Genomic DNA, 18,733 nt, shown 5'->3' with positions numbered 1-18,733 from the left:
TGGGAGAAGCTGCGTATGAGACAACTCATCGTCCGAAGGTTGCTGCAAACATTGCCGATGCTGTTTTTCGTATCGGTGGTCTGTTTTACTATGATTAAGCTGGCTCCGGGAGATCCGGTGCTGTCTTTCGTTACGCCCAATATGCATGCTGATGATATTGAGCGCATCCGCCATAATCTGGGGCTGGACAAACCTGCTTATATCCAATATTTCATCTGGATCAAGGAAATGGTCCAGGGTAATTTCGGCTATTCCCTGGTCAATCACCAGCCTGTGCTGGGCCAGATCCTGGAACGTCTGCCTGCGACAGCGGGACTAATGGGCAGCGCCATCGCGCTGGCAGTAATCCTGGCAATTCCGCTAGGCCTCGCGGCCGGTGCGAACCGCAACCGCTGGGTAGACAAGCTGATCAATTTTATCGCTTATATCGGCATCTCCATCCCCTTATTCTGGCTGGCGATCCTGCTGATGTACCTGTTCGCGATCAAGCTGCATCTGCTTCCAAGCATGGGAATGCGCACCATTGGTGTGGAATCGCCGCTGGATGTGCTGAAGCACGGGATATTGCCTTGTACGGTGCTGGCCTTCAGTTTCCTGTCCGGGTATGTGCGCTATATCCGCTCCAGCACGATCGGACAGCTTAAGGAGGAGTATGTGCAGATCCAGTACGCCTTTGGCTCGAAGAAATCCACCATTCTGTTCCGCCATGTGCTGAAGCATGTACTGCTGCCGGTCATCACTCTGATCGGTATGTCGATGGGAGATCTGGTGGCCGGGGCGATTGTTACGGAGACGGTGTTCTCCTGGCCGGGGATCGGCTCCCTGGGAATGACGGCGGTGAAGGGGATGGATTATCCTGTCATTATGGGGATTACCCTGTTCTCTTCCTTAATGCTGATCTTCGGTAATCTGGTGGCAGATATTCTCTACAGCGTTGTCGATCCAAGAATCAAACTGAAGGGGTGACCTCATGAATCGCAGTAAATGGAAAAACCTGCAGTCCGAGCTGTTTACGAACGGTCTGGGTGTCGCTGCTCTTGTCATATTGACGGTGTTTACACTGGGGGCGGTCTTTGCCTTCCTGTCCGGCCATGATCCGAATGCCATGGATGCCATGGCCCGCCTCACGAAGCCCGGCGCCGCGCATCTGTTCGGTACCGATGATTATGGCCGAGACTATTTGTCCAGAGCCTTATACGGCGGCCGGGTTTCACTGCTGGTCGGATTCGCTTCCATGATCGTAGCAACCTTTGTGGGCGTGCTGGTTGGGGTGATTAGCGGATATTTCGGCGGCTGGATCGATAATCTGCTGATGCGGATGCTGGATATTATCATGTCGATCCCGTCCTTCCTGATCCTGCTGCTGCTTAGCGTCTATCTGAAGCCGAGCATCGGCAATCTGATCATTATTATTGCTCTCTTGATGTGGATGAATGTGGCCCGTGTCGTTCGCGCGGAGACCCTGACGATCAAGGAACGGGAGTACGTGTTATATGCCAAGGCCTCGGGACAGAGTGCCTTCGGCATGATCTGGCGGCACATCCTCCCGGGACTGGTCCCGGTAATTATCGTAGGGGCGACGAATAATATAGCCTCGGCCATTATGATGGAATCGTCGCTCAGCTTCCTCGGCTTCGGGGTGCAGCCGCCGAATGCCACATGGGGGAGTATGCTGAACAGCGCACAGGGGTATATTGCCCAGGCGCCTTATCTGGCGCTGTTCCCCGGACTGATGATCCTGTTTACTGTGCTGAGCTTTAATGTGCTGGGAGATATTTTGCGGGTCGGCTTTGAACCCAAGCTGATCCGGAGATAGGAGAGTGGAACATCATGACTGAACGGCTGCTGACTGTTGAGGATTTACAGGTTTCTTTCGCTACCCGGGACGGAGAGAATCAGGCCGTCCGCGGCGTTAGCTTCCATATTGATGCGGGTGAGACCGTAGGCATTGTCGGGGAATCCGGCAGTGGTAAAAGTGTTACAGCCAAGGCGGTCATGTCCCTGATCACACCGCCGGGACAAATGACTGCCGGGAAGCTGGAATTCCGCGGCAAGAGCCTGAAGGGGCTTACGGAGAAGCAGTGGCGGTCCTTACGCGGTAACCGGATTGCAATGGTCTTCCAGGACCCGATGACCTCGCTGAATCCGGTCAAGCGCATCGGCCAGCAATTAACAGAGGTTATCCGCAGACACCGGGGACTGGATAAAGCGGCGGCATATACCGAAGCGGCGGAGCTTCTCCGCCAGGTCGGCATCCGTGATCCGGAGCAGCGGCTGAAGCAATATCCGCATGAATTCAGCGGAGGAATGCGCCAGCGGGTGATGATCGCGATGGCGCTCTCCTGCCGCCCGGAGCTGCTGATTGCCGATGAGCCTACCACCGCACTGGATGCGACCATTCAGGCGCAGATCCTTGATCTGTTCAAAGAGCTGAAGGAACGGGGAGATACAGCAGTTGCGCTTATCACCCATGATCTGGGAGTAGTAGCCCAGGTCTGCACGCGTGTCATTGTCATGTACGGCGGACTGGTTATGGAGGAGGGGACGGTGCAGGATATCTTCTACCGGCCTCAGCATCCGTATACGCAGGGCTTGCTGCGTTCCATACCGAAACGCGGCGGCGGTGAACGTGAGCGGCTGATTCCGATCGAGGGCACACCGCCCGACCTGCTGAATCCCCCGCCCGGCTGCCCGTTCATGGACCGTTGTCCGCATGCCTTCGCCCGCTGCAGTGAGCGTCCTCCGGTAGTCGAGTTTGCACCAGGACACCGCTCGATGTGCTGGCTGACCGAAGGTACAGAAGAGATGACGGCAGTTACAGCAGGGAGGGATTTCACTTGAGTGAGCGCAAGGTGCTTGTAGAGGTTAGCAATCTGAAGAAGCATTTCCCGAAGGGCAAGGATCTGCGCGGACGGGATAAGGCGGTACTTAAGGCTGTGGACGGGGTCAGCTTCCAGATTCGTCAGGGCGAGACCTTCGGACTGGTTGGCGAATCCGGGAGCGGCAAGTCTACGGTCGGACGCTGTCTGCTCCGTCTGTACGATTATACGGACGGCGAGGTGCTCTATGACGGGAAGCCGCTTGGCAGGCTGGGCGAGAAAGGGCTGAAGCCCTTCCGCAGGCGGATTCAATCTATTTTCCAGGACCCGTACTCCTCACTTAACCCAAGCCTGAACGTACTGGAGCTGATCAGTGAGCCGATGCGGATTCATGGTCTCTATCCAGGCGAAGAGCGCAAGGAGGCGGTGGCAGAGCTGCTGGAGAAGGTGGGACTGAAGCGGGAGCACCTGTACCGGTTCCCCCATGAATTCAGCGGCGGGCAACGCCAGCGGATCTCCATCGCACGGGCGCTGTCGGTCCGGCCCGAGTTTGTCGTCTGCGATGAGCCCATCTCTGCGCTGGATGTCTCTGTCCAGGCCCAGGTCGTTAATATGCTGGAGGATCTGCAAGCCGAGTTCGGGCTGACCTATCTGTTCATCGCCCATGATCTGTCGATGGTCCGGCATATTGCAGACCGGATCGGCGTGATGTACGGCGGCCGGCTGGTGGAAGTGGCTCCAAGCGATGAGCTGTACGATAATCCGCTCCACCCCTACACCAAAGCGCTGCTGTCCTCCATTCTGGAGACAGACCCGATGAAGGCCAGCCAGCGGATTCAGTTGGATACCTACCCGGCGGCGCGCGGGACGGAGGAAGCTGCTGCACTGCGGGAAGTGAGTCCTGGACATTATGTGGCCGGGGACTATGGAAATTGACTTATACGAAAAGGGAGGATGCACCAATGACAGAAATGAAGAATAAGGTCAAATTATCACAATGGGATGCGCTTCTGCTGGAATCGCTGCGCGCTTTGTCAGGATCTGACGAAGAGCTGCTGCGCAGAGTCAGTGAAGGGGATCTGCCGGCCGATGAAAGTAAATATGAGTTCGATTACGGGCAGTTGTCAACCCTTGCTGATGAGCAGCCCGAGTTGTTCCGTCAGGCTGTAACGGAAGGCTACCAGATCAAGTACAATACCATCCGCGGCATCCGCAGCTGGATTGAAGTTGCCTTCGGCATCGAGCCAAAGCTGGAGCTTGAGGAAGGCTGCGAAGCAGTCGAGGCGTTGTTATCTGAATCACAGAAGCGGCAGCTGGAGGGTGTATTATCCTTCGGCTGGCACATTACAGGCAGCGGATCATCCGCAGATGGCGGGAATGCCGCTTACCGGATCGAGCCGATCCAGAGATAGACCGGAATTGCCGGGCGATCTTTGTTTAAATATAAGAATTTATATGTTGCACATGATAACTTATCCTTCTATTTCTCGCTGAAACGGGTACCGTCCTTTACAAGGACGGCAAAGCCGTTTCCACTTGTTTGGATTGGAGCAAGACGTTGGTCGGTAGATGATAGGTTCTAGTAAAGTGAAGGGGGACGAGAGATGAGCTTGATCCTGAAACACATCTTCACAGTGCTGCTAGCACCACTTATGCTGATTACCGCAGGCTGCGGATCTTCCGCTGACACTTTGGCTGCGGAGAACACACAGGTTACCGAGCCGGTTAAGCTGGATTGGCAGGAGATGCAACCTACGCTCAAGCCTGAGGCTTGGGCAGGTCTTCCTTCAGATGCGGAGATCATTTCGGAACAACATCTGGAGGCATTCGGAGGAATCCGGCTTACCTTCTTCACGAAGCCCGGGGATGAGGATTATGTATATGCTGGACTGGAGTCTTCGGCCGGATCTTACTTTCTCGGTCCGTCAGGGACTTACAATTACCGGGAACCCGGTGATAGTACTGCCGCTGCTTGCGTACTGTTTGACGGTGTGGCCCTCAAAATCACCGGTGGGCTTGGAGCAAATCTGTCGCTCAGCAGTTATTACACCATTGATGCTTTAGGGATACCGGCTGGAGTATTGCAGGTGAGTACCGGGCATACCCGTGAAGCGGATGTGGACCGGGATGGGAGTACGGAGGTGGTTGCAGCACATGGCACCCCTATGTCGGCCTATGTGTACCGCTGGCATAACGGCCATGCCGAGGAGGCTTATCTGAATGATGCCCTGCAGGCCGATTCCGTGATGCTCAGGGATGATCTGGTGTACGAAGCTGCTGATTTGGGTGAGAGTCAGTTAATGGAATACCGGCTCATTCCCGAAGGATTGATTCCGGTAGATGCTGAATAAATGAAACGGTGTACTCCCGACAGTAAGAAGCCGTGTACACCGTTCATTAATATTCAGCTGCTTACACAGTATGTTTACATATTTAACTGAATTCTGCGCGTGCTTAGTACGCCTTCCAGTCCGGTAGGGTCGGTGCTAACCTTGCGGGCCACGAAGGCTTCGGCCCGCTCCGAGGTGCGCAGGCGCAGCGGCTTGGTCTCAAGCTGTACCAGCTCCCACATCACATCCGCAACAGAGTCTGCCGTTTGCGGCTCCACATTGCGCTCCAGGAAGGCCGCTCTATAAGCATCCAGAATGGGCTTGTACTCGTCTTCCAGAACGCCGCCGGTGCTGGCGACATGCCCCATTACAGTTGAATTGAATTCCGTGGCGATTGCCCCTGGCTCAAGCAGGGTGATGTCGATGTTGAACTGCGGCTTGTAATAGGTGGCCAGACTCTCCAGCAGCCCTTCCACTGCGAATTTGCTGGCGCAGTAGACCTCGTTCATCGGTTGACCGACCAGCCCGCCGACACTGGAGGTGGCGACAATATGGGCGTAGCCCGTCTTTTGCAGCAGCGGCAGTGCAGCACGGATCGTATGCATTACCCCGTACACGTTGGTATTGAAGACATCCTCGATCTCAGGGAACGGTGCCTGCCCAAGCGCTCTCAGGTAGCCGAAGCCGGCATTGCAGAATAATAGATCCAGCTTGCCTTGCTCCGCTTCTATCCGTTCAATCACCTGCTTAATACTCTCCGGCTGTGTCACCTCCAGCTCTACGAACTGCAGACCCTCTACATTCTGGTACAGCTCCTGATCACGCTTCAGATGGCGGGTTCCGGCGTAGACCGTCCAGCCCTCATGGGCGAACTTCAGTGCAGTGGCAAGGCCGATGCCGGAGGATGCTCCGGTGATGCAGATTACTTTTGACATACTAGCTTTCGCCTCCATTAGTTTGAACTTCATTGATTTGGACCTATTGAAAAAGGTATAAATGTTCCAATTTCGCCCACATTATAGCATATAGCAATAGAGCTACCTGAAAATCGACATAAAGTTCGCTGTTTCGCGGGAATTGGGCTGTGCCAAAGTTGCTATAATTGTTTTCAGTACGGTACACTATAACTAAAATCTTAATCGCCTGCGAATGGAGAGGAACAAGGGAACAATGGAAGTATTCAAGCGTTATGTCGCCAATTTAACAGTCCGGCGCTTCTTGATTCTGGGATTGATTGGACTGCTGCTGTACAGTATCAGGGATATGCTGAATCTGGTGCTGCTGACCTTCCTGATTGCTTATGTAATGAACAGCTTTCAGGTGCTGCTGAGCAAGCGGATCGGCAAATTCGTGAAGGTGAACAGCAAGGTCATCATCATTATACTGTATGTGGCGCTGATCAGCATGATCGTCATGGCACTCGTCAAATACATGCCCAAGGTATTCTCGCAGATCAAGCAGTTAACCACCTTTCTCGGTACGCTGACCTCCGATGATATTCCGCAGAATGAAATTATGCAGTACTTGTTCCGAAAGGTCAAGGAGCTCAATTATCAGAGCTATTTGAATCAGGGGATCGAATATGTCTTCAAAATCAGCAACTGGGGAACCACCTTCGTCCTGTCCACAATTCTAAGCCTTGTCTTCATTCTGGAAAAGAACCGGATCGTCAACTTTACCTCCCGTTTGAGAGACAGCAAAATCTCCTGGTTCTATGTGGAGCTGGAGTATTTCGGCAGAAAGTTCATCTCCTCCTTCGGTAAGGTCATTGAAGCGCAGATTCTGATTGCGCTGTTCAATACTTTGTTTACCGTGGTCGGGCTGTGGGTGCTTGGTTTCTTTTTCGAGCCGTTCCCGTATCTGTTTGCCCTCTCCATTATGATCTTCATGCTTAGCCTGATTCCGGTTGTCGGCTTTGTCATTTCACTGATTCCGCTGTGCATCATCGGCTATAACACGGGCGGACTGGTGCTGACGGTTAACATTCTGGTGATGATTGCCGTTCTGCATGTCATTGAAGGCTACTTCCTGAACCCTAAGCTGATGTCCTCCAAAATGAACCTGCCGATGTTCTACACGCTCGTAGTGCTATTGTTCTCCGAGCATTATATCGGGGTGTGGGGACTAATTCTCGGGATACCGATCTTCGTCTTCTTCCTGGATATTCTGGATATTAGCCGGGACAATAAGCCTTCACTGGAATGATGCAGCCAATTATATAATCCGTAGTACGCATAGAGCGATATTCAACCTGCACAAGGTTCGGGTATCGCTTATTTTCATATTAAGCATTGGAGGAGACATAAGATGATCAGATATCCAGTATTAGAAGCAGGAGCCGTTATTGGTGTAACTGCACCCTCATCTGGAGTGGGGGAGGCGCTTCGTGAACTGCTTGAGCTGGCTGTAGAACGGCTGCAAAAAAGCGGGTACGGCGTAGTCTGCGGACCCACAGCGTGGACACAGCAGAAGGCCAAATCGGCCCCGGCCGCCGTACGTGCCGCTGAATTCAACAAGATGATGGCCGATGAGTCCATCGGACTCGTCATGCCGCCCTGGGGCGGGGAGCTGCTGATCGAGATGCTGGAGCTGGCGGATTTCAGCAAGATGAAGTCTAAATGGATTCTCGGGTATTCCGACATCAGTGTGCTGCTGCTGGCGGTCACTCTGAAGACGGGGATTGCCACTGCTCATGGCACGAACTTCATTGATCTCCGGGGAGAAGAGACAGACCCGACAACCGCCATGTGGGACAAGGTATTGTCCACTCCAAGCGGCGGGACTGTAATTCAATCATCCTCACAGCAATATCAGCTGGAATGGGGAGGCGAGCCGTCACCCCATGTGTTCAACCTTACAGAAGCAACTAACTGGAAGACGGTGGGCAATCACGCTATCGCCATGCAGGGGCGCCTGCTGGGGGGCTGCATTGACGTTATCCGGCATCTGATCGGCACCCCTTACGGAGATGTCCGGCACTTCCAGCAGCATTATATCAACAACGAGCCGATTCTGTGGTACTTAGAGAACTGTGAGCTGTCCGTGACCGATCTGCGCCGCTCTCTGGTGCAGATGAAGCTGGCGGGCTGGTTCGAGCATTGCAGCGGTCTTATGTTCGGCCGTAGCGCGGCTAACCGCCCTATGGACAACTATACCGTTGAGGATGTCTACCAGGAGCTGGCCGATGAGCTGGGCCTGCCGGTTGCATACGATATCGACTGCGGGCACCTGCCACCCCAGGTTACTTTGGTGAACGGCGCTTTTGCAGAGGTAGTGGTTGGGGCAGGTAAGGGAACGGTCACGCAGTACTTCCGGGATTAAAGAAATAGTCCCAGGTGGGGTGAATTTCAGTGGTTTCCGATGTATGAAATACAATAGAACCTTGAAAAAAGCTGGCCCTCCAAAGCCCCAATGAAATGGTTTGAATATCCTTTTTTTACCTGTTCCCATACCATAAGCAGTCCTCTCTTAAACAGGTATATTCGTCATATATAATGTGAATTTATGTCGAATTTAGTTGAAAAAAAGTGATGGGATTATTCAAGGAATACTCTACGCATAGCTTGCATCCTGTATAATTTATGAATATACAGACAGCCATAGCTGCCGATTCCTGAGCAGTGAATCCCTCACGAAAGAGAGTAGTGACTATGAAATCCATCGCCTGGGTGACTGACAGCACCAGCACCATTGATTCTGAATTCGCTATGAATAACCATGTGTATATCGTTCCCCTCCGTCTAATCGTCAATAATGAATGTTATAGAGAAAATATAGATATTAACGCCGATCAGTTCTATGACAAAATGCGTCAGCATGACAAGGTGGGCAGCTCCCAGCCGCCGATTGGCGAGTTCGTGGAATTATACGAGCGTCTGAAGGAAGAGTATGACGAGATTATTGCGATCCACTGCTCCTCCGAGCTTAGCGGAACCTTCAACACCTCAATGCAGGCGGCGGATATTGCTGGAGTGAACGTAATGGGTATTGATTCCAAAGTAGGCGCATACCCCATCCGTGAGATGCTGCTGCGCGGTATTCACTGGCAGCAGGCAGGCTGCTCTGCACAGGAGATCAAGCACAGAATTGATAATATAATTGAGGAAATGTCCTTCTATATCATCCCGGCCAGCCTAAGCCAGCTGCACCGCAGCGGACGGCTCTCCGGCTCCCAGTTCCTGCTGGGCCAACTGATGCGGATACATCTGCTTCTGAGGTTCGATGAGGGCAAGATTGTCGTTGTTGATAAAATCCGCACCTTCAAGAAGACGAAGCAAAAGCTGCTGGAGACCATCCAGGAAGAAAACGGCCGCTTCCAGGATGTATGTATTATGCACGCGAACAATAAAGAAGAGGCGCTGAGCCTGGAGTGGGCTATTAAGGCCATGTCCCCTTCGGTGCGTACAGAGATTATGCCCTTTATCCCGGTGGTAGGTGCTCATATGGGCGAGGGAACACTGGCGTTGTCTTGGATTAACCGTACGGCCCTGAATAGTATTGATGCTGAGGATGAAGTGCTGGAGTCTGTGCTCTAGGAAAAGGAGCGGAACGATGTTCTTATACCATTATTATGATGCATCTGTGGGTCCGTTTGTCAGCCTATCCGATTTGCCAGGCGATCAGGCGAGGGCTGTGCTGGAGACGATTAAAGAGACCAAGCCCAAGGCCCAGAGCGCCCAAAGACACGATAAGTATGTGGAATATCGGCAGAACTGCGAGAGCAGCATCCGGTCGGAATTTATACGTAAGGGCGGTGTGGTCCAGCGGTCCTCCCCGCATTATATGGTAGTTGAACACAGTCCGTGGCTAAGCACGTGGTTTGAGAATGGCGCATCGCTCAAGATTCCGATTGAGGAATTTGAGGTGAACACGATTTCTTTTACCTATGGGGACTCCATGCCGACCTTCAGCCCGTTGATTAACGATGGCAAAGAGTACAGGCATACCCTGTATACCTATTCCGAGATTGTGGGCATCATCGACAAGTACGGGTTACCGCAGAACTGGAACAATGACGGAAAATACGGCCCCGAGCGGTACGTCGAAGCGCATATCTGGAGCGATGAGACGGTTGGGCGGTATCTGAGTGATCGGGGCCGGAACCGATAATGTAATATCGAAATAACCAGAAAACGGCTGGATCAGGGGAACCTGACCAGCCGTTTTGTTATGAAATAGTATTATTATCAAGACTTCAATCTAAATGATAACAGAAGTGAAATGAATAGTCTAGTAATTTCTGGGCGAGGTGTTAACATAAGGTTACCGGTAAAATAAAATGTGAGTGCGCACGCAGGACTTGCAGACCTCCGGGGCGAACCGTTGTCGGCCAGGTTGCTTATCAACCGCATGGTGGAGCAGGCAGTTCAATTGATTTTTCTCTATAATAAAAGGCTCCGGCCTGGAACCTACAAATGGATGTCCAGGGAGCTGGCGCAGATTAGCCCTGAGGTTAGCCGGCAGACCAAGCAGCTTGAAGCTATTTTGCTGGAACCCTCTGTTACAAGGGCCGTTGAACAAATGGAAGAGATATTAACGGAATTAGTGAATCAACATAACGAGATGAAGCTGACGGATCATATTGAGCTTCAACCCTCCATTTTCTACGCAAGAGGCTTGCAATCCTATTCTTATACCAATATGGAGGATGCTCTATTCGCTACGTTACCCGAAGAACTTCAGCAGCTGGAAATCCCGGGTACGCTGGATCAATTCATTACAGAAATTAGTCGAGAAAACCCGCTCCTTTAGGGGTGGGATGAATTGTCTTTGTTTAAGGAACATCCTTATGTTGTCAAAATTATATTAAATGAGCGCATATTTTTGAGGCAGTTAAATTATTTAACTGCTACAATCTAGGTATGAGACAATCCTATATAAATACGAAAACAACCGTACCGAAACGATCAAACAATATGTTGAGGAACAAAAAAACAAGGGGGGTGAAACCCTGCAAACCGTAACGATTCAAATCCGCATTTTCCCAACCCATCCGTCTGTATTGGTGGATATGGGCAACGAATACATTTGTACCGTCAACCAACTAACGGAGCAAGCCGAAAGGTCTGGAACGTTCCCGAAGCTAACTTCAAAAACCGTTCATGCCAATCTCCCCTCTGCCGTAAAGAATCAAGTGATTCGAGACGCCAAAAGCCTATTTCAGCGGTTCAAGAAAACGAAGAAGCGACCTCTTCTCCAAAAGAGGGTGTACTACGTGAACAATCAAAATTATACGATTTGGGGCAACCATATTTCTTTCCCCGTGATCCTGGAAGGAAAAGTACAACGTCTTATGGTTCCTGCGCTTTTTTCGGATCGGGAGCGGGACATGCTTTCGAATGGGAAGCTTGGACTTCTGCGCGTGGTTCAAAAATCAGCGAAATGGTTTGTTCAAATTTCAATCGAATGCCCCACTGAGCCAGCCGAGGGTCATGAAGTGATGGGGATTGATTTAGGCTTGAAAGTTCCTGCTGTTGTCGTAACCTCTAGCGGCAAGACAAAGTTTTGCGGAAATGGACGTAAAAACAAGTTTGTTCGCCGTAAGTACAGTGCCTATCGCCGCAAATTAGGAAAGCTTAAAAAGTTATCAGCGATCCGTAAACAGAACGACAAGGAAAGTCGTTTTATGAAAGATCAGAATCACAAAATCAGCCGCCAGATCGTGAATATGGCGATTCAAGAAAAGGTGTCTGTCATCAAGCTGGAGAAACTGACGAATATCCGTAAGACGACAAGAACAAGTCGTAAAAACGCTAGAAATCTGCATCATTGGTCGTTCTATCAGTTGCAAATGTTCATCGGGTATAAGGCGACACTCGCTGGAATCAAAGTGGTTGAAGTGAATCCGGCTTACACATCGCAAACCTGTCCCTCTTGTGGAGAGCGGAACAAAGCAAAGGATCGAACGTATCAGTGCGACTGCGGTTATATAGCACATCGAGATCGGGTCGGTGCCATCAACATCATGCGTCAACCTGTGGCAGATGGTAATAGTCTGCCAGCCTAGATAGCTATACGCTCTGATCTAGGATGGGTGAATGAACTCGCCCTTAACTTAGCAGTAGGGTAAAGCGGAAACGTATGCACCCACTAACTAGCTAAGAATCCCACCCTTTTAAGGGTGTGGAGGTTCAAAAGTGAACAGGTATTGATCTGGGCGGATCACTATTCCAAATTCAAGTCAATATACGGCGTCAGGTCTGATATAGAGAGAACTGGGGTGGGGGATATGATTGTATAGCTTTTGCAACCTAACGTTGCGAAAGGGATGCGCATTATTCAACTTACCCTCGATTTCGATATCATCCCTTCTATGCTACTATTGGCTGTGTTGAGTGATAGTAGAGTGGAGGTGTCGTCACGTTGATAGATAATAACAAAGCCGGGCAGAATATATTGAACTTAAGGAAGGGGTTATCCCTGACCCAGACAGAGCTCTCCAGCTTAGTTGGCGTAAGCCATCAGGCGGTTTCCAAGTGGGAGCAGGGAGACTGCCTGCCTGATATCGGGGTGTTGCTGAAGCTTGGACAGGTCTTCGGGAAGTCGGTGGAAGAGCTTCTGTTAGGGGATAGTGTTAGCGGCGGTTCAGCTTCTGATAAAATTGTAAGCCCTCCCATCGAGCTGCCGGATGAGGTCTGGACTGAGGCTTTGGATCATATTCAAACCCGCATCTCGCCGCCCAGCTTCAACACCTGGTTCAAGGGCACGAAGGGGAGGCAGCTGGGGGAGACTTACTGCGTCTACAGTCCTAGCCGTTTTGCTGCAGAATGGTTATATCACCGCTATTCGGATTTAATTGTACCGGTTCTCGAAGATATTACAGGCACATCCGGCCTTAAGGTCGAGTTCTGCTCTACGGGAGTGTGGGACATCAACCGTAAGGATTAGGTTTCTGCCCGGTAGGTTTTGCCGAGCTGATGACCCAGACCAAAATAATGGCGGAAATTGTAGATGAGCGGACTCCATTTCAGAGGATCGATATGATTGTCATCGATAATAATATCCTGGTGGGCATGTACATGAACAGCCTGCGCCTCAATGATGGCAAAGCCAGGCGAATGATCCGGTATACGAATATGTTGGACGCTTGCTTCAATTTGTAACGGGCATTCCATAATTCGTGAAGGCTTAACTGTTTTGGACGATACGGGTGTGAGTCCGCTGGCAGCATATTTATCCTTTTGATAGGAGTACCCATGTTGTTGCTTGTAATCAGGGACAGGATTCTTACCCGTATAGGGAGCAAGCTGCTCCACATTCTCCCATAGTGAAGGGCCGGGGATGTTGATGACGCATTCGGGAAGCTGTTCCAGGTTCTCGATGGCTTTTCCCCCAAGGCCAATTCCTAGTACTATACAGTCTCCCAAGGCCCAGGAGGACGAAATAGGGGTGATATTGACGGTATCATCCTCATTTAAGGTGTTCAGTAAGATGACAGGAGTTCCATAATATAAAATCTTGGGTTGTATCGTTTCAGTGTTCATTCTTTGCTTCGTAGGGTTCATTGTATTTCTCCTCCCATATTGTAGATCCTGCTTCAGTGTATAATATAAATAATTCAACACTCATCGAAGTATGGAATACAAAAAGGAGGTTTAGGATGCAGGCCAATCCGAATGTTGCGATCATCGCAGCTCTAGTAAGTGAAGCTTCACGGGCGGCAATCTTAACCGTTCTGCTGGATGGAAGGTTCCATTCGGCAAGCGAGTTAGCCTATATGGCAAGAATTAAGCCTCAAACGGCAAGCTTTCATTTAGCGAAATTGATCGATGCCAACGTGGTTACCGCTTTGAAACAAGGGAGACACCGTTACTTTGCGATTGGAAATCAAGAGGTTGCGCGGGTGATGGAATCCTTATTGTCGATTGCTCCGCCTGTGGCGGTTAAGTCTTTACGGCAATCCTCGCAGAACAAGGCAATGCGTTATGCCAGAACATGTTATGACCATCTCGCCGGGAACGTAGGGGTACAATTAACCCAGGCATTGCTAAGCAGCGGTATTTTGATTGAAGAAGAGGACAGGTATACGGTGACGGAGCATGGGGAGAAGTTTTTTGCCGACTTTGGCGTTGATTTGAACGAAGCTGCAAAGAAACGCCGTCAATTCTCGCATCAATGCCTGGATTGGAGCGAACGCCGCCACCACCTGGCCGGAGCCCTAGGAAATGCCCTTTTGGAGAGAGTCTTGGAGCTGGACTGGGTCCGGCGTCTGCCGGGTACACGTGCAGTACAGGTCACGAATAAGGGGAAAGCGGGTTTTGAAGAAATATTCTCCCTGGATTTGAATTAGGGGGAATGTGTGCGAAAAACCGAATACATTGGACGAGAGCATGGGATGTGGGCCGAATGTATGCGAAAAACCGAATACATTCGGTGGGCACAGAAGCCAACGGGCCAGATGAACAAGTGAAGTAGTAGCGCATATAAAAAAGCTGTTCCACGCGCAGTGTACTGCTCGTAGGACAGCTTATTTAAATACTTTAAGTCACATTTAATTGTCGCTGCTCCGATTCATTCACTCACCCAAATGAAGTCTCGACACTCTGCGCCACAATCTCCCTGAGCTCGGCCTTCTGCGCGTTGAACTGCTGCGGGGTGATGCTGCCGCTGGCGAGTCTGGCTTCGAGCTGCCGGGTCAGCTGCTTGACCTGCAGGTTGATGACCTGAGTCACGTTGCCGCCGTTCTCTTCAGCGATGTTGCGCAGGGATTTGCCGTCATACAAGGCGTCGTATAGCTCTTCGTCAGAGGCCGGGTTCAGGTTCAGGGCATCCAGCAGCTCATCGGTATCGGCCACATCTGAGGTGGACCATTTGGCGACAGGAAGGGTATGTAACGCCGGCTTGCCCCAAGCCGTTCCTCCGAACGACATGGCTACGATCATTGTTCCTACAATCATTACGCGCTTGATATTCATATGTTTTATATTCATGTGTATAATCCTCTTTTCGTGGTTGGTTATATCGGTCAAGGTTCATCATTTACGGCGGCTTGTGAACTTCAGCTAAGTACAGTTTACCCAACTATACTGAAATGAAGCTTAAGTCTTCTTAAAGATAACCTAAACTTTGCTTGTCTCTGCAGGTTCCTTGCTCCGGCTTCTTCATCTGCGTTATTCTTGAAGGGCATGACCCGAACTGAACAAGCGCGAGCGGAAGGATGAACCGTCTATGAAAAAAATACTGGTCGTCGATGACGAACCGGCCATTGTGAGTGCGATTGCCTACGCGCTGCGGCGTGAAGGCTATGAAGTCGATACTGCCGGTGACGGGGAGGAAGCGCTAAGCAAGGCGAATACCTTCCGTCCGAATGTGCTGGTGCTGGATGTAATGATGCCGAAGCTGAGCGGTTATGATGTCTGCCGCAAGCTGGAGGACCGGGATGATATTGGAATCATCCTGCTGACGGTCAAGAATGATATTGTCGATAAAATTGTCGGTCTGGAGCTGGGTGCAGACGATTATATGACCAAGCCCTTCGAGATCCGCGAGCTGCTGGCCCGCGTGAAGGCGCTGCTGCGCCGGCTGGAGAAGAATACGGCTGAGGTCCGCAGTGAGCTGATCGAATACGGCCTCTTGCAGGTTCACCCGGACCGGCGCAGCGCCGAGCTTGGCGGCGAGCCGCTGGAGCTGACCCCGAAGGAATTCGATCTCTTGCATCTGCTGCTCTCGCACCCGCAGCGGGTGTATATGCGCGAGGAGCTGCTGGAGCAGGTCTGGGATATGGACTATGCCGGGGGAACGCGCACCGTAGATATTCATATCCAGCGGCTGCGCAAAAAGCTGGGGGAGCCCTACCAGAATATCCTGCAAACCGTCTACGGCGTAGGCTATAAGGCCGTACCTGCGGGGAGCTACTCATGAGAATCAGCATTAAGCTGAAGTTCAGCCTGTTCCTGGCGGCACTGCTGATTCTGGCCGTCGGCGTGCTGAGCTACTTCGTCTTGCGCGGCGTGGAGCGCAATGAGCAGGGCCAGACGGAGCGCAGTCTGGCCCAGCATGTCAACACGGTCAATCTGCGCGTGAAGCAGACGTATTATACAGGCGCGCGCCTTACGCCGCAGGTCTTCATGCAGCAGCGCGGCAAGGCGCTGGCTGCCGAGCTGGCCGGATTCACCGGCCTGGAGGTGACCCTGTACGACAGCCAGGGCCAGCAGGCAGGCACCTCGGCGCAAGGCGGGCCTGAGCCGGGTCCGGGCAAGCCGGATCTCAGCACAGCGCTGGACTACGCGCTGAATAACAAGGTCGCCTACCAGAGTGAAGGCGACAAGCTGTTCTATCTGGCCCCGCTGCAGGGACCGGAGGGGCAGATGGGCGTGGTGCAGCTGCAGTATTCCCTGGAGGGCGCCCGCAGCTTCCAGCAGACACTGCTGAATCTGTTCCTGACGACAGGCGGCGCGGTGCTGGTGTTCAGCTTCATCCTCGGGTATCTGTACTTCAACCGTGCGGCTGCCTCCATCGGACGGCTGAAGAAGGCGGCGGAGGATATCCGCGGGGCCAACTATATCACGGCTCCGCCGGTGCGGCGCAAGGATGAGCTGGGGGAGCTGGCCGAGGGCATCTACTTCATGAGCCGGGAGATTGAGCGCAGTATTGCCGCCAAGGATGAAGAACGGCGCAAGCTCCAGCTGGCCGTGGAGAAGCTTCAGGCGCTGGAGCAGCAGCAGAAGCAGTACATCGGGAACATCAGCCATGAATTCAAGACGCCGCTGACCTCGATTAAGGCGTATGTCGATCTGCTGAATATGTATGACGATGACCCCAAGCTGCTGCATGATGCTAAGCTGAGCATTGCCAAGGAGACAGAGCGGCTGTACGAGATGGTGGAGAAGGTGCTGCAATTGACGGCACTGGAGAAGTATGATTTTGAATCCCAGGCAGAGCTGCTGGAGGTTGAGAGTACGCTGCGCGATATCTGCGGACGGATGAAAGGCAAGGCGGAGCGCTACGGCCTCACAGTCACGCTTGACGCCCAGCCCGCGCATATCTGGATTGACCGGGAGAGCTTCATGCATATCTTCATCAATCTGCTGGACAATGCGATCAAATATAATGTCCCTCAAGGGAGTATTCATCTGCACAGCGAGATCAGGGAGCAGCGGGTATGGATTACTGTGCAGGATTCCGGCATCGGCATTCCCGAGGCGTCGCGGGAGAAGATCTTCGAAGCGTTCTATACGGTCAATCGTGACCGTTCCAGAGCCTCGGGCGGCACAGGGCTTGGTCTCTCGCTGGTCCGTAATCTGGTGGAGAAGCAGGACGGCACCATTGCCCTGCTGGAAGGCTCAGTCGAAGGAGCAGCGTTTGAGCTGTCTTTTCCGCTGGTGACCTGAAGGGATAATGTTTACAAGTTGGATATAGTTGAGATGCAGTTTGGAAATAAGCGTCCGGTATGCTGAAGAGGCAACATGAGCGATGAGCTGGAGGGAAGCCTGAATGAATCATATGAGCCTTAGAGCCAGCGGCAAAATCTGGAGCATTCTGCTCTGCGGAGCTGTTCTGCTATCAGTTACTGCCTGTAGTACTGAGAACACAGATACACGTGAGGTTGTAGAGAAGGCAGGCCGCAAAATTACAGTCCTCGACAATATCAGCGAACCGGTCTACACAAAGCTGAAGCTTGACGGCATACAGAAGGTGGATGGTGTGCGGGGGACGGATTTTGCCGGTGAGGATGTAATGGTAGTGACCAAGGAGAACCGCAGTCTCCCCCCGCAGGTGATTGAAGGACAGGAACGGTATCCGCTGAATCTCTATCTGCATACCCTGTCCACAGGTGAGGAAGCTCCGCTGCAGGTTGGAGAGCTGAATTATGGCGCGCCGCAAATCTCCCCGGACAAGACGCATATCTTCTTCAAGGAGCTGTACGACAACACAGGATTCGGCTATATTATGGATCTGTCCGGAGGTGCTCCGGTGAAGGTAAGCGATGCGGAGTTTCGGGTAGAGGAAGGGAAATGGGCGGATGACGCGCATGTGATTTTTCCTGATATGGAAGGCAATATTCGAAGTGCCGATCTAACCGGCAAGCAGGAGACGATCCTGAAGACGGGCATTCCCTATGTGCATGAGGTGGTTCAGACCGGCAGCCGGATTCTCTATGTTACTGGTGAAGACAGCCAGCTTAGCGCCTATGACACAGTGACGAAGCAGACCAAGGTGCTGCGAAAAAATGTGATCTGGGCGGTTCCCTCCCCGGACGGAAGCCTGCTGGCGATTGTCGAGCGTACCGGACGCGGAGAGATGACGCTGAAGCTCTGTGACAGCGAGGGCAATGAGCAGTCTAAGCTAGCATCGGGGCAGCAGATCTTCGGCACCAGCTGGTCGCCGGACGGCAAGCTGCTCTCTTATGCGGTCACGGCGGCCGGTTCAACGGATGACCAGCAGGACCTGTTCATTACCGAGGTGGAGACCGGAGAGCAGACGCCTGTGCTGAATGATTTTCGTTTGGCTGATTCTCTCCACTGGAGTCCATCCGGTAAGAAGCTGCTGGCTACAGCTACGGTGCTGAAGGATAATATCTATCAGTTTCTGACCTACGTGATCAGCCTGTCGTAACGCTTTTATGCGACAAAAGCAAAAGGCTGC

The 18,733-nt window shown here is 52.1% G+C and carries 20 protein-coding genes; 17 read left to right on the top strand and 3 right to left on the bottom strand.

What is annotated here, in order from left to right:
• Positions 1-15: 15 nt before the first annotated feature.
• The 6 genes from MKX63_RS02760 to MKX63_RS02735 all read left to right on the top strand — a co-directional run bounded on the left by MKX63_RS02760 (position 16) and on the right by MKX63_RS02735 (position 5,170).
• Complete coding sequence (locus tag MKX63_RS02760) at positions 16-966, top strand: ABC transporter permease (RefSeq protein ID WP_341015107.1); 951 nt, start codon at positions 16-18, stop codon at positions 964-966.
• A 4-nt stretch (positions 967-970) separates the two neighbouring features.
• Entirely contained in the window at positions 971-1,816 is an 846-nt protein-coding gene (locus tag MKX63_RS02755) for an ABC transporter permease (RefSeq protein WP_341015105.1), read from the top strand.
• Positions 1,817-1,830: 14 nt separating this feature from the next.
• The gene (locus MKX63_RS02750; RefSeq protein WP_341015104.1) at positions 1,831-2,841 is read left to right on the top strand and encodes an ABC transporter ATP-binding protein; all 1,011 of its coding nucleotides are present in this window, start codon (positions 1,831-1,833) and stop codon (positions 2,839-2,841) included.
• Entirely contained in the window at positions 2,838-3,755 is a 918-nt protein-coding gene (locus MKX63_RS02745) for an ABC transporter ATP-binding protein (RefSeq protein ID WP_341015103.1), read from the top strand. The genes MKX63_RS02750 and MKX63_RS02745 overlap by 4 nt, the downstream gene beginning before the upstream one ends.
• Positions 3,756-3,781: 26 nt before the next feature.
• The gene (locus tag MKX63_RS02740) at positions 3,782-4,231 is read left to right on the top strand and encodes a hypothetical protein (protein ID WP_341015102.1); all 450 of its coding nucleotides are present in this window, start codon (positions 3,782-3,784) and stop codon (positions 4,229-4,231) included.
• Between the two features lie 192 nt (positions 4,232-4,423).
• Entirely contained in the window at positions 4,424-5,170 is a 747-nt protein-coding gene (locus tag MKX63_RS02735; RefSeq protein ID WP_341015100.1) for a hypothetical protein, read from the top strand.
• A 74-nt stretch (positions 5,171-5,244) separates the two neighbouring features.
• On the opposite strand, the gene MKX63_RS02730 is transcribed toward MKX63_RS02735, so the two are convergent.
• Positions 5,245-6,084 (bottom strand): SDR family oxidoreductase, encoded by an 840-nt coding sequence (locus MKX63_RS02730; RefSeq protein WP_341015099.1) that lies wholly within the window; start codon positions 6,082-6,084, stop codon positions 5,245-5,247.
• A 235-nt stretch (positions 6,085-6,319) separates the two neighbouring features.
• On the opposite strand from MKX63_RS02730, the gene MKX63_RS02725 reads away from it, so the two are divergent.
• From MKX63_RS02725 to MKX63_RS02695, 7 genes are all read left to right on the top strand, one after another.
• On the top strand, positions 6,320-7,354 hold the full coding sequence (locus tag MKX63_RS02725) for an AI-2E family transporter (RefSeq protein WP_341015098.1): 1,035 nt from the start codon (positions 6,320-6,322) through the stop codon (positions 7,352-7,354).
• Positions 7,355-7,456: 102 nt separating this feature from the next.
• On the top strand, positions 7,457-8,470 hold the full coding sequence (locus tag MKX63_RS02720) for a S66 family peptidase (protein WP_341015097.1): 1,014 nt from the start codon (positions 7,457-7,459) through the stop codon (positions 8,468-8,470).
• A gap of 329 nt (positions 8,471-8,799) precedes the next feature.
• Positions 8,800-9,684, top strand: coding sequence for a DegV family protein (locus MKX63_RS02715; protein ID WP_341018500.1), 885 nt, complete (start codon positions 8,800-8,802; stop codon positions 9,682-9,684).
• Positions 9,685-9,700: 16 nt separating this feature from the next.
• Positions 9,701-10,258, top strand: coding sequence for a hypothetical protein (locus MKX63_RS02710; protein WP_341015095.1), 558 nt, complete (start codon positions 9,701-9,703; stop codon positions 10,256-10,258).
• Between the two features lie 225 nt (positions 10,259-10,483).
• Positions 10,484-10,900 carry a hypothetical protein gene (locus MKX63_RS02705; protein ID WP_445323472.1) on the top strand — a complete coding sequence of 139 codons (417 nt, stop codon included), beginning with the start codon at positions 10,484-10,486 and terminating at the stop codon, positions 10,898-10,900.
• Between the two features lie 199 nt (positions 10,901-11,099).
• Positions 11,100-12,155, top strand: a complete 1,056-nt coding sequence (locus MKX63_RS02700) for an RNA-guided endonuclease InsQ/TnpB family protein (RefSeq protein WP_445323515.1) — start codon at positions 11,100-11,102, stop codon at positions 12,153-12,155.
• 356 nt (positions 12,156-12,511) lie between these two features.
• Positions 12,512-13,036 carry a helix-turn-helix transcriptional regulator gene (locus tag MKX63_RS02695; RefSeq protein ID WP_341015092.1) on the top strand — a complete coding sequence of 175 codons (525 nt, stop codon included), beginning with the start codon at positions 12,512-12,514 and terminating at the stop codon, positions 13,034-13,036.
• Here the strand turns inward: MKX63_RS02695 and MKX63_RS02690 are convergent.
• Positions 13,033-13,653 carry a flavin reductase family protein gene (locus tag MKX63_RS02690; RefSeq protein WP_341015091.1) on the bottom strand — a complete coding sequence of 207 codons (621 nt, stop codon included), beginning with the start codon at positions 13,651-13,653 and terminating at the stop codon, positions 13,033-13,035. The genes MKX63_RS02695 and MKX63_RS02690 overlap by 4 nt on opposite strands.
• A 95-nt stretch (positions 13,654-13,748) precedes the next feature.
• On the opposite strand from MKX63_RS02690, the gene MKX63_RS02685 reads away from it, so the two are divergent.
• Positions 13,749-14,438 (top strand): ArsR/SmtB family transcription factor, encoded by a 690-nt coding sequence (locus MKX63_RS02685; protein WP_341015090.1) that lies wholly within the window; start codon positions 13,749-13,751, stop codon positions 14,436-14,438.
• A gap of 229 nt (positions 14,439-14,667) precedes the next feature.
• Here MKX63_RS02685 and MKX63_RS02680 read toward each other — a convergent pair whose 3' ends face one another.
• Positions 14,668-15,063, bottom strand: a complete 396-nt coding sequence (locus tag MKX63_RS02680) for a hypothetical protein (RefSeq protein WP_341015089.1) — start codon at positions 15,061-15,063, stop codon at positions 14,668-14,670.
• A 253-nt stretch (positions 15,064-15,316) separates the two neighbouring features.
• On the opposite strand from MKX63_RS02680, the gene MKX63_RS02675 reads away from it, so the two are divergent.
• From MKX63_RS02675 to MKX63_RS02665, 3 genes are all read left to right on the top strand, one after another.
• Entirely contained in the window at positions 15,317-16,009 is a 693-nt protein-coding gene (locus MKX63_RS02675; protein WP_036723597.1) for a response regulator transcription factor, read from the top strand.
• A complete protein-coding gene (locus MKX63_RS02670; RefSeq protein WP_341015088.1) occupies positions 16,006-17,478 on the top strand; it encodes a sensor histidine kinase in 1,473 nt (490 codons plus the stop codon). The genes MKX63_RS02675 and MKX63_RS02670 overlap by 4 nt, the downstream gene beginning before the upstream one ends.
• Before the next feature lie 103 nt (positions 17,479-17,581).
• Entirely contained in the window at positions 17,582-18,703 is a 1,122-nt protein-coding gene (locus tag MKX63_RS02665) for a TolB family protein (RefSeq protein ID WP_341015086.1), read from the top strand.
• The last annotated feature ends 30 nt before the right edge of the window (positions 18,704-18,733 follow it).

Origin of the sequence: Paenibacillus sp. FSL R7-0179, from assembly GCF_038002265.1 — a bacterium.
Classification (GTDB): Bacteria; Bacillota; Bacilli; order Paenibacillales; family Paenibacillaceae; genus Paenibacillus_AQ.
Note: the sequence above shows the minus strand (reverse complement) of the source record. Positions and strands in the feature narration are given on the sequence as shown.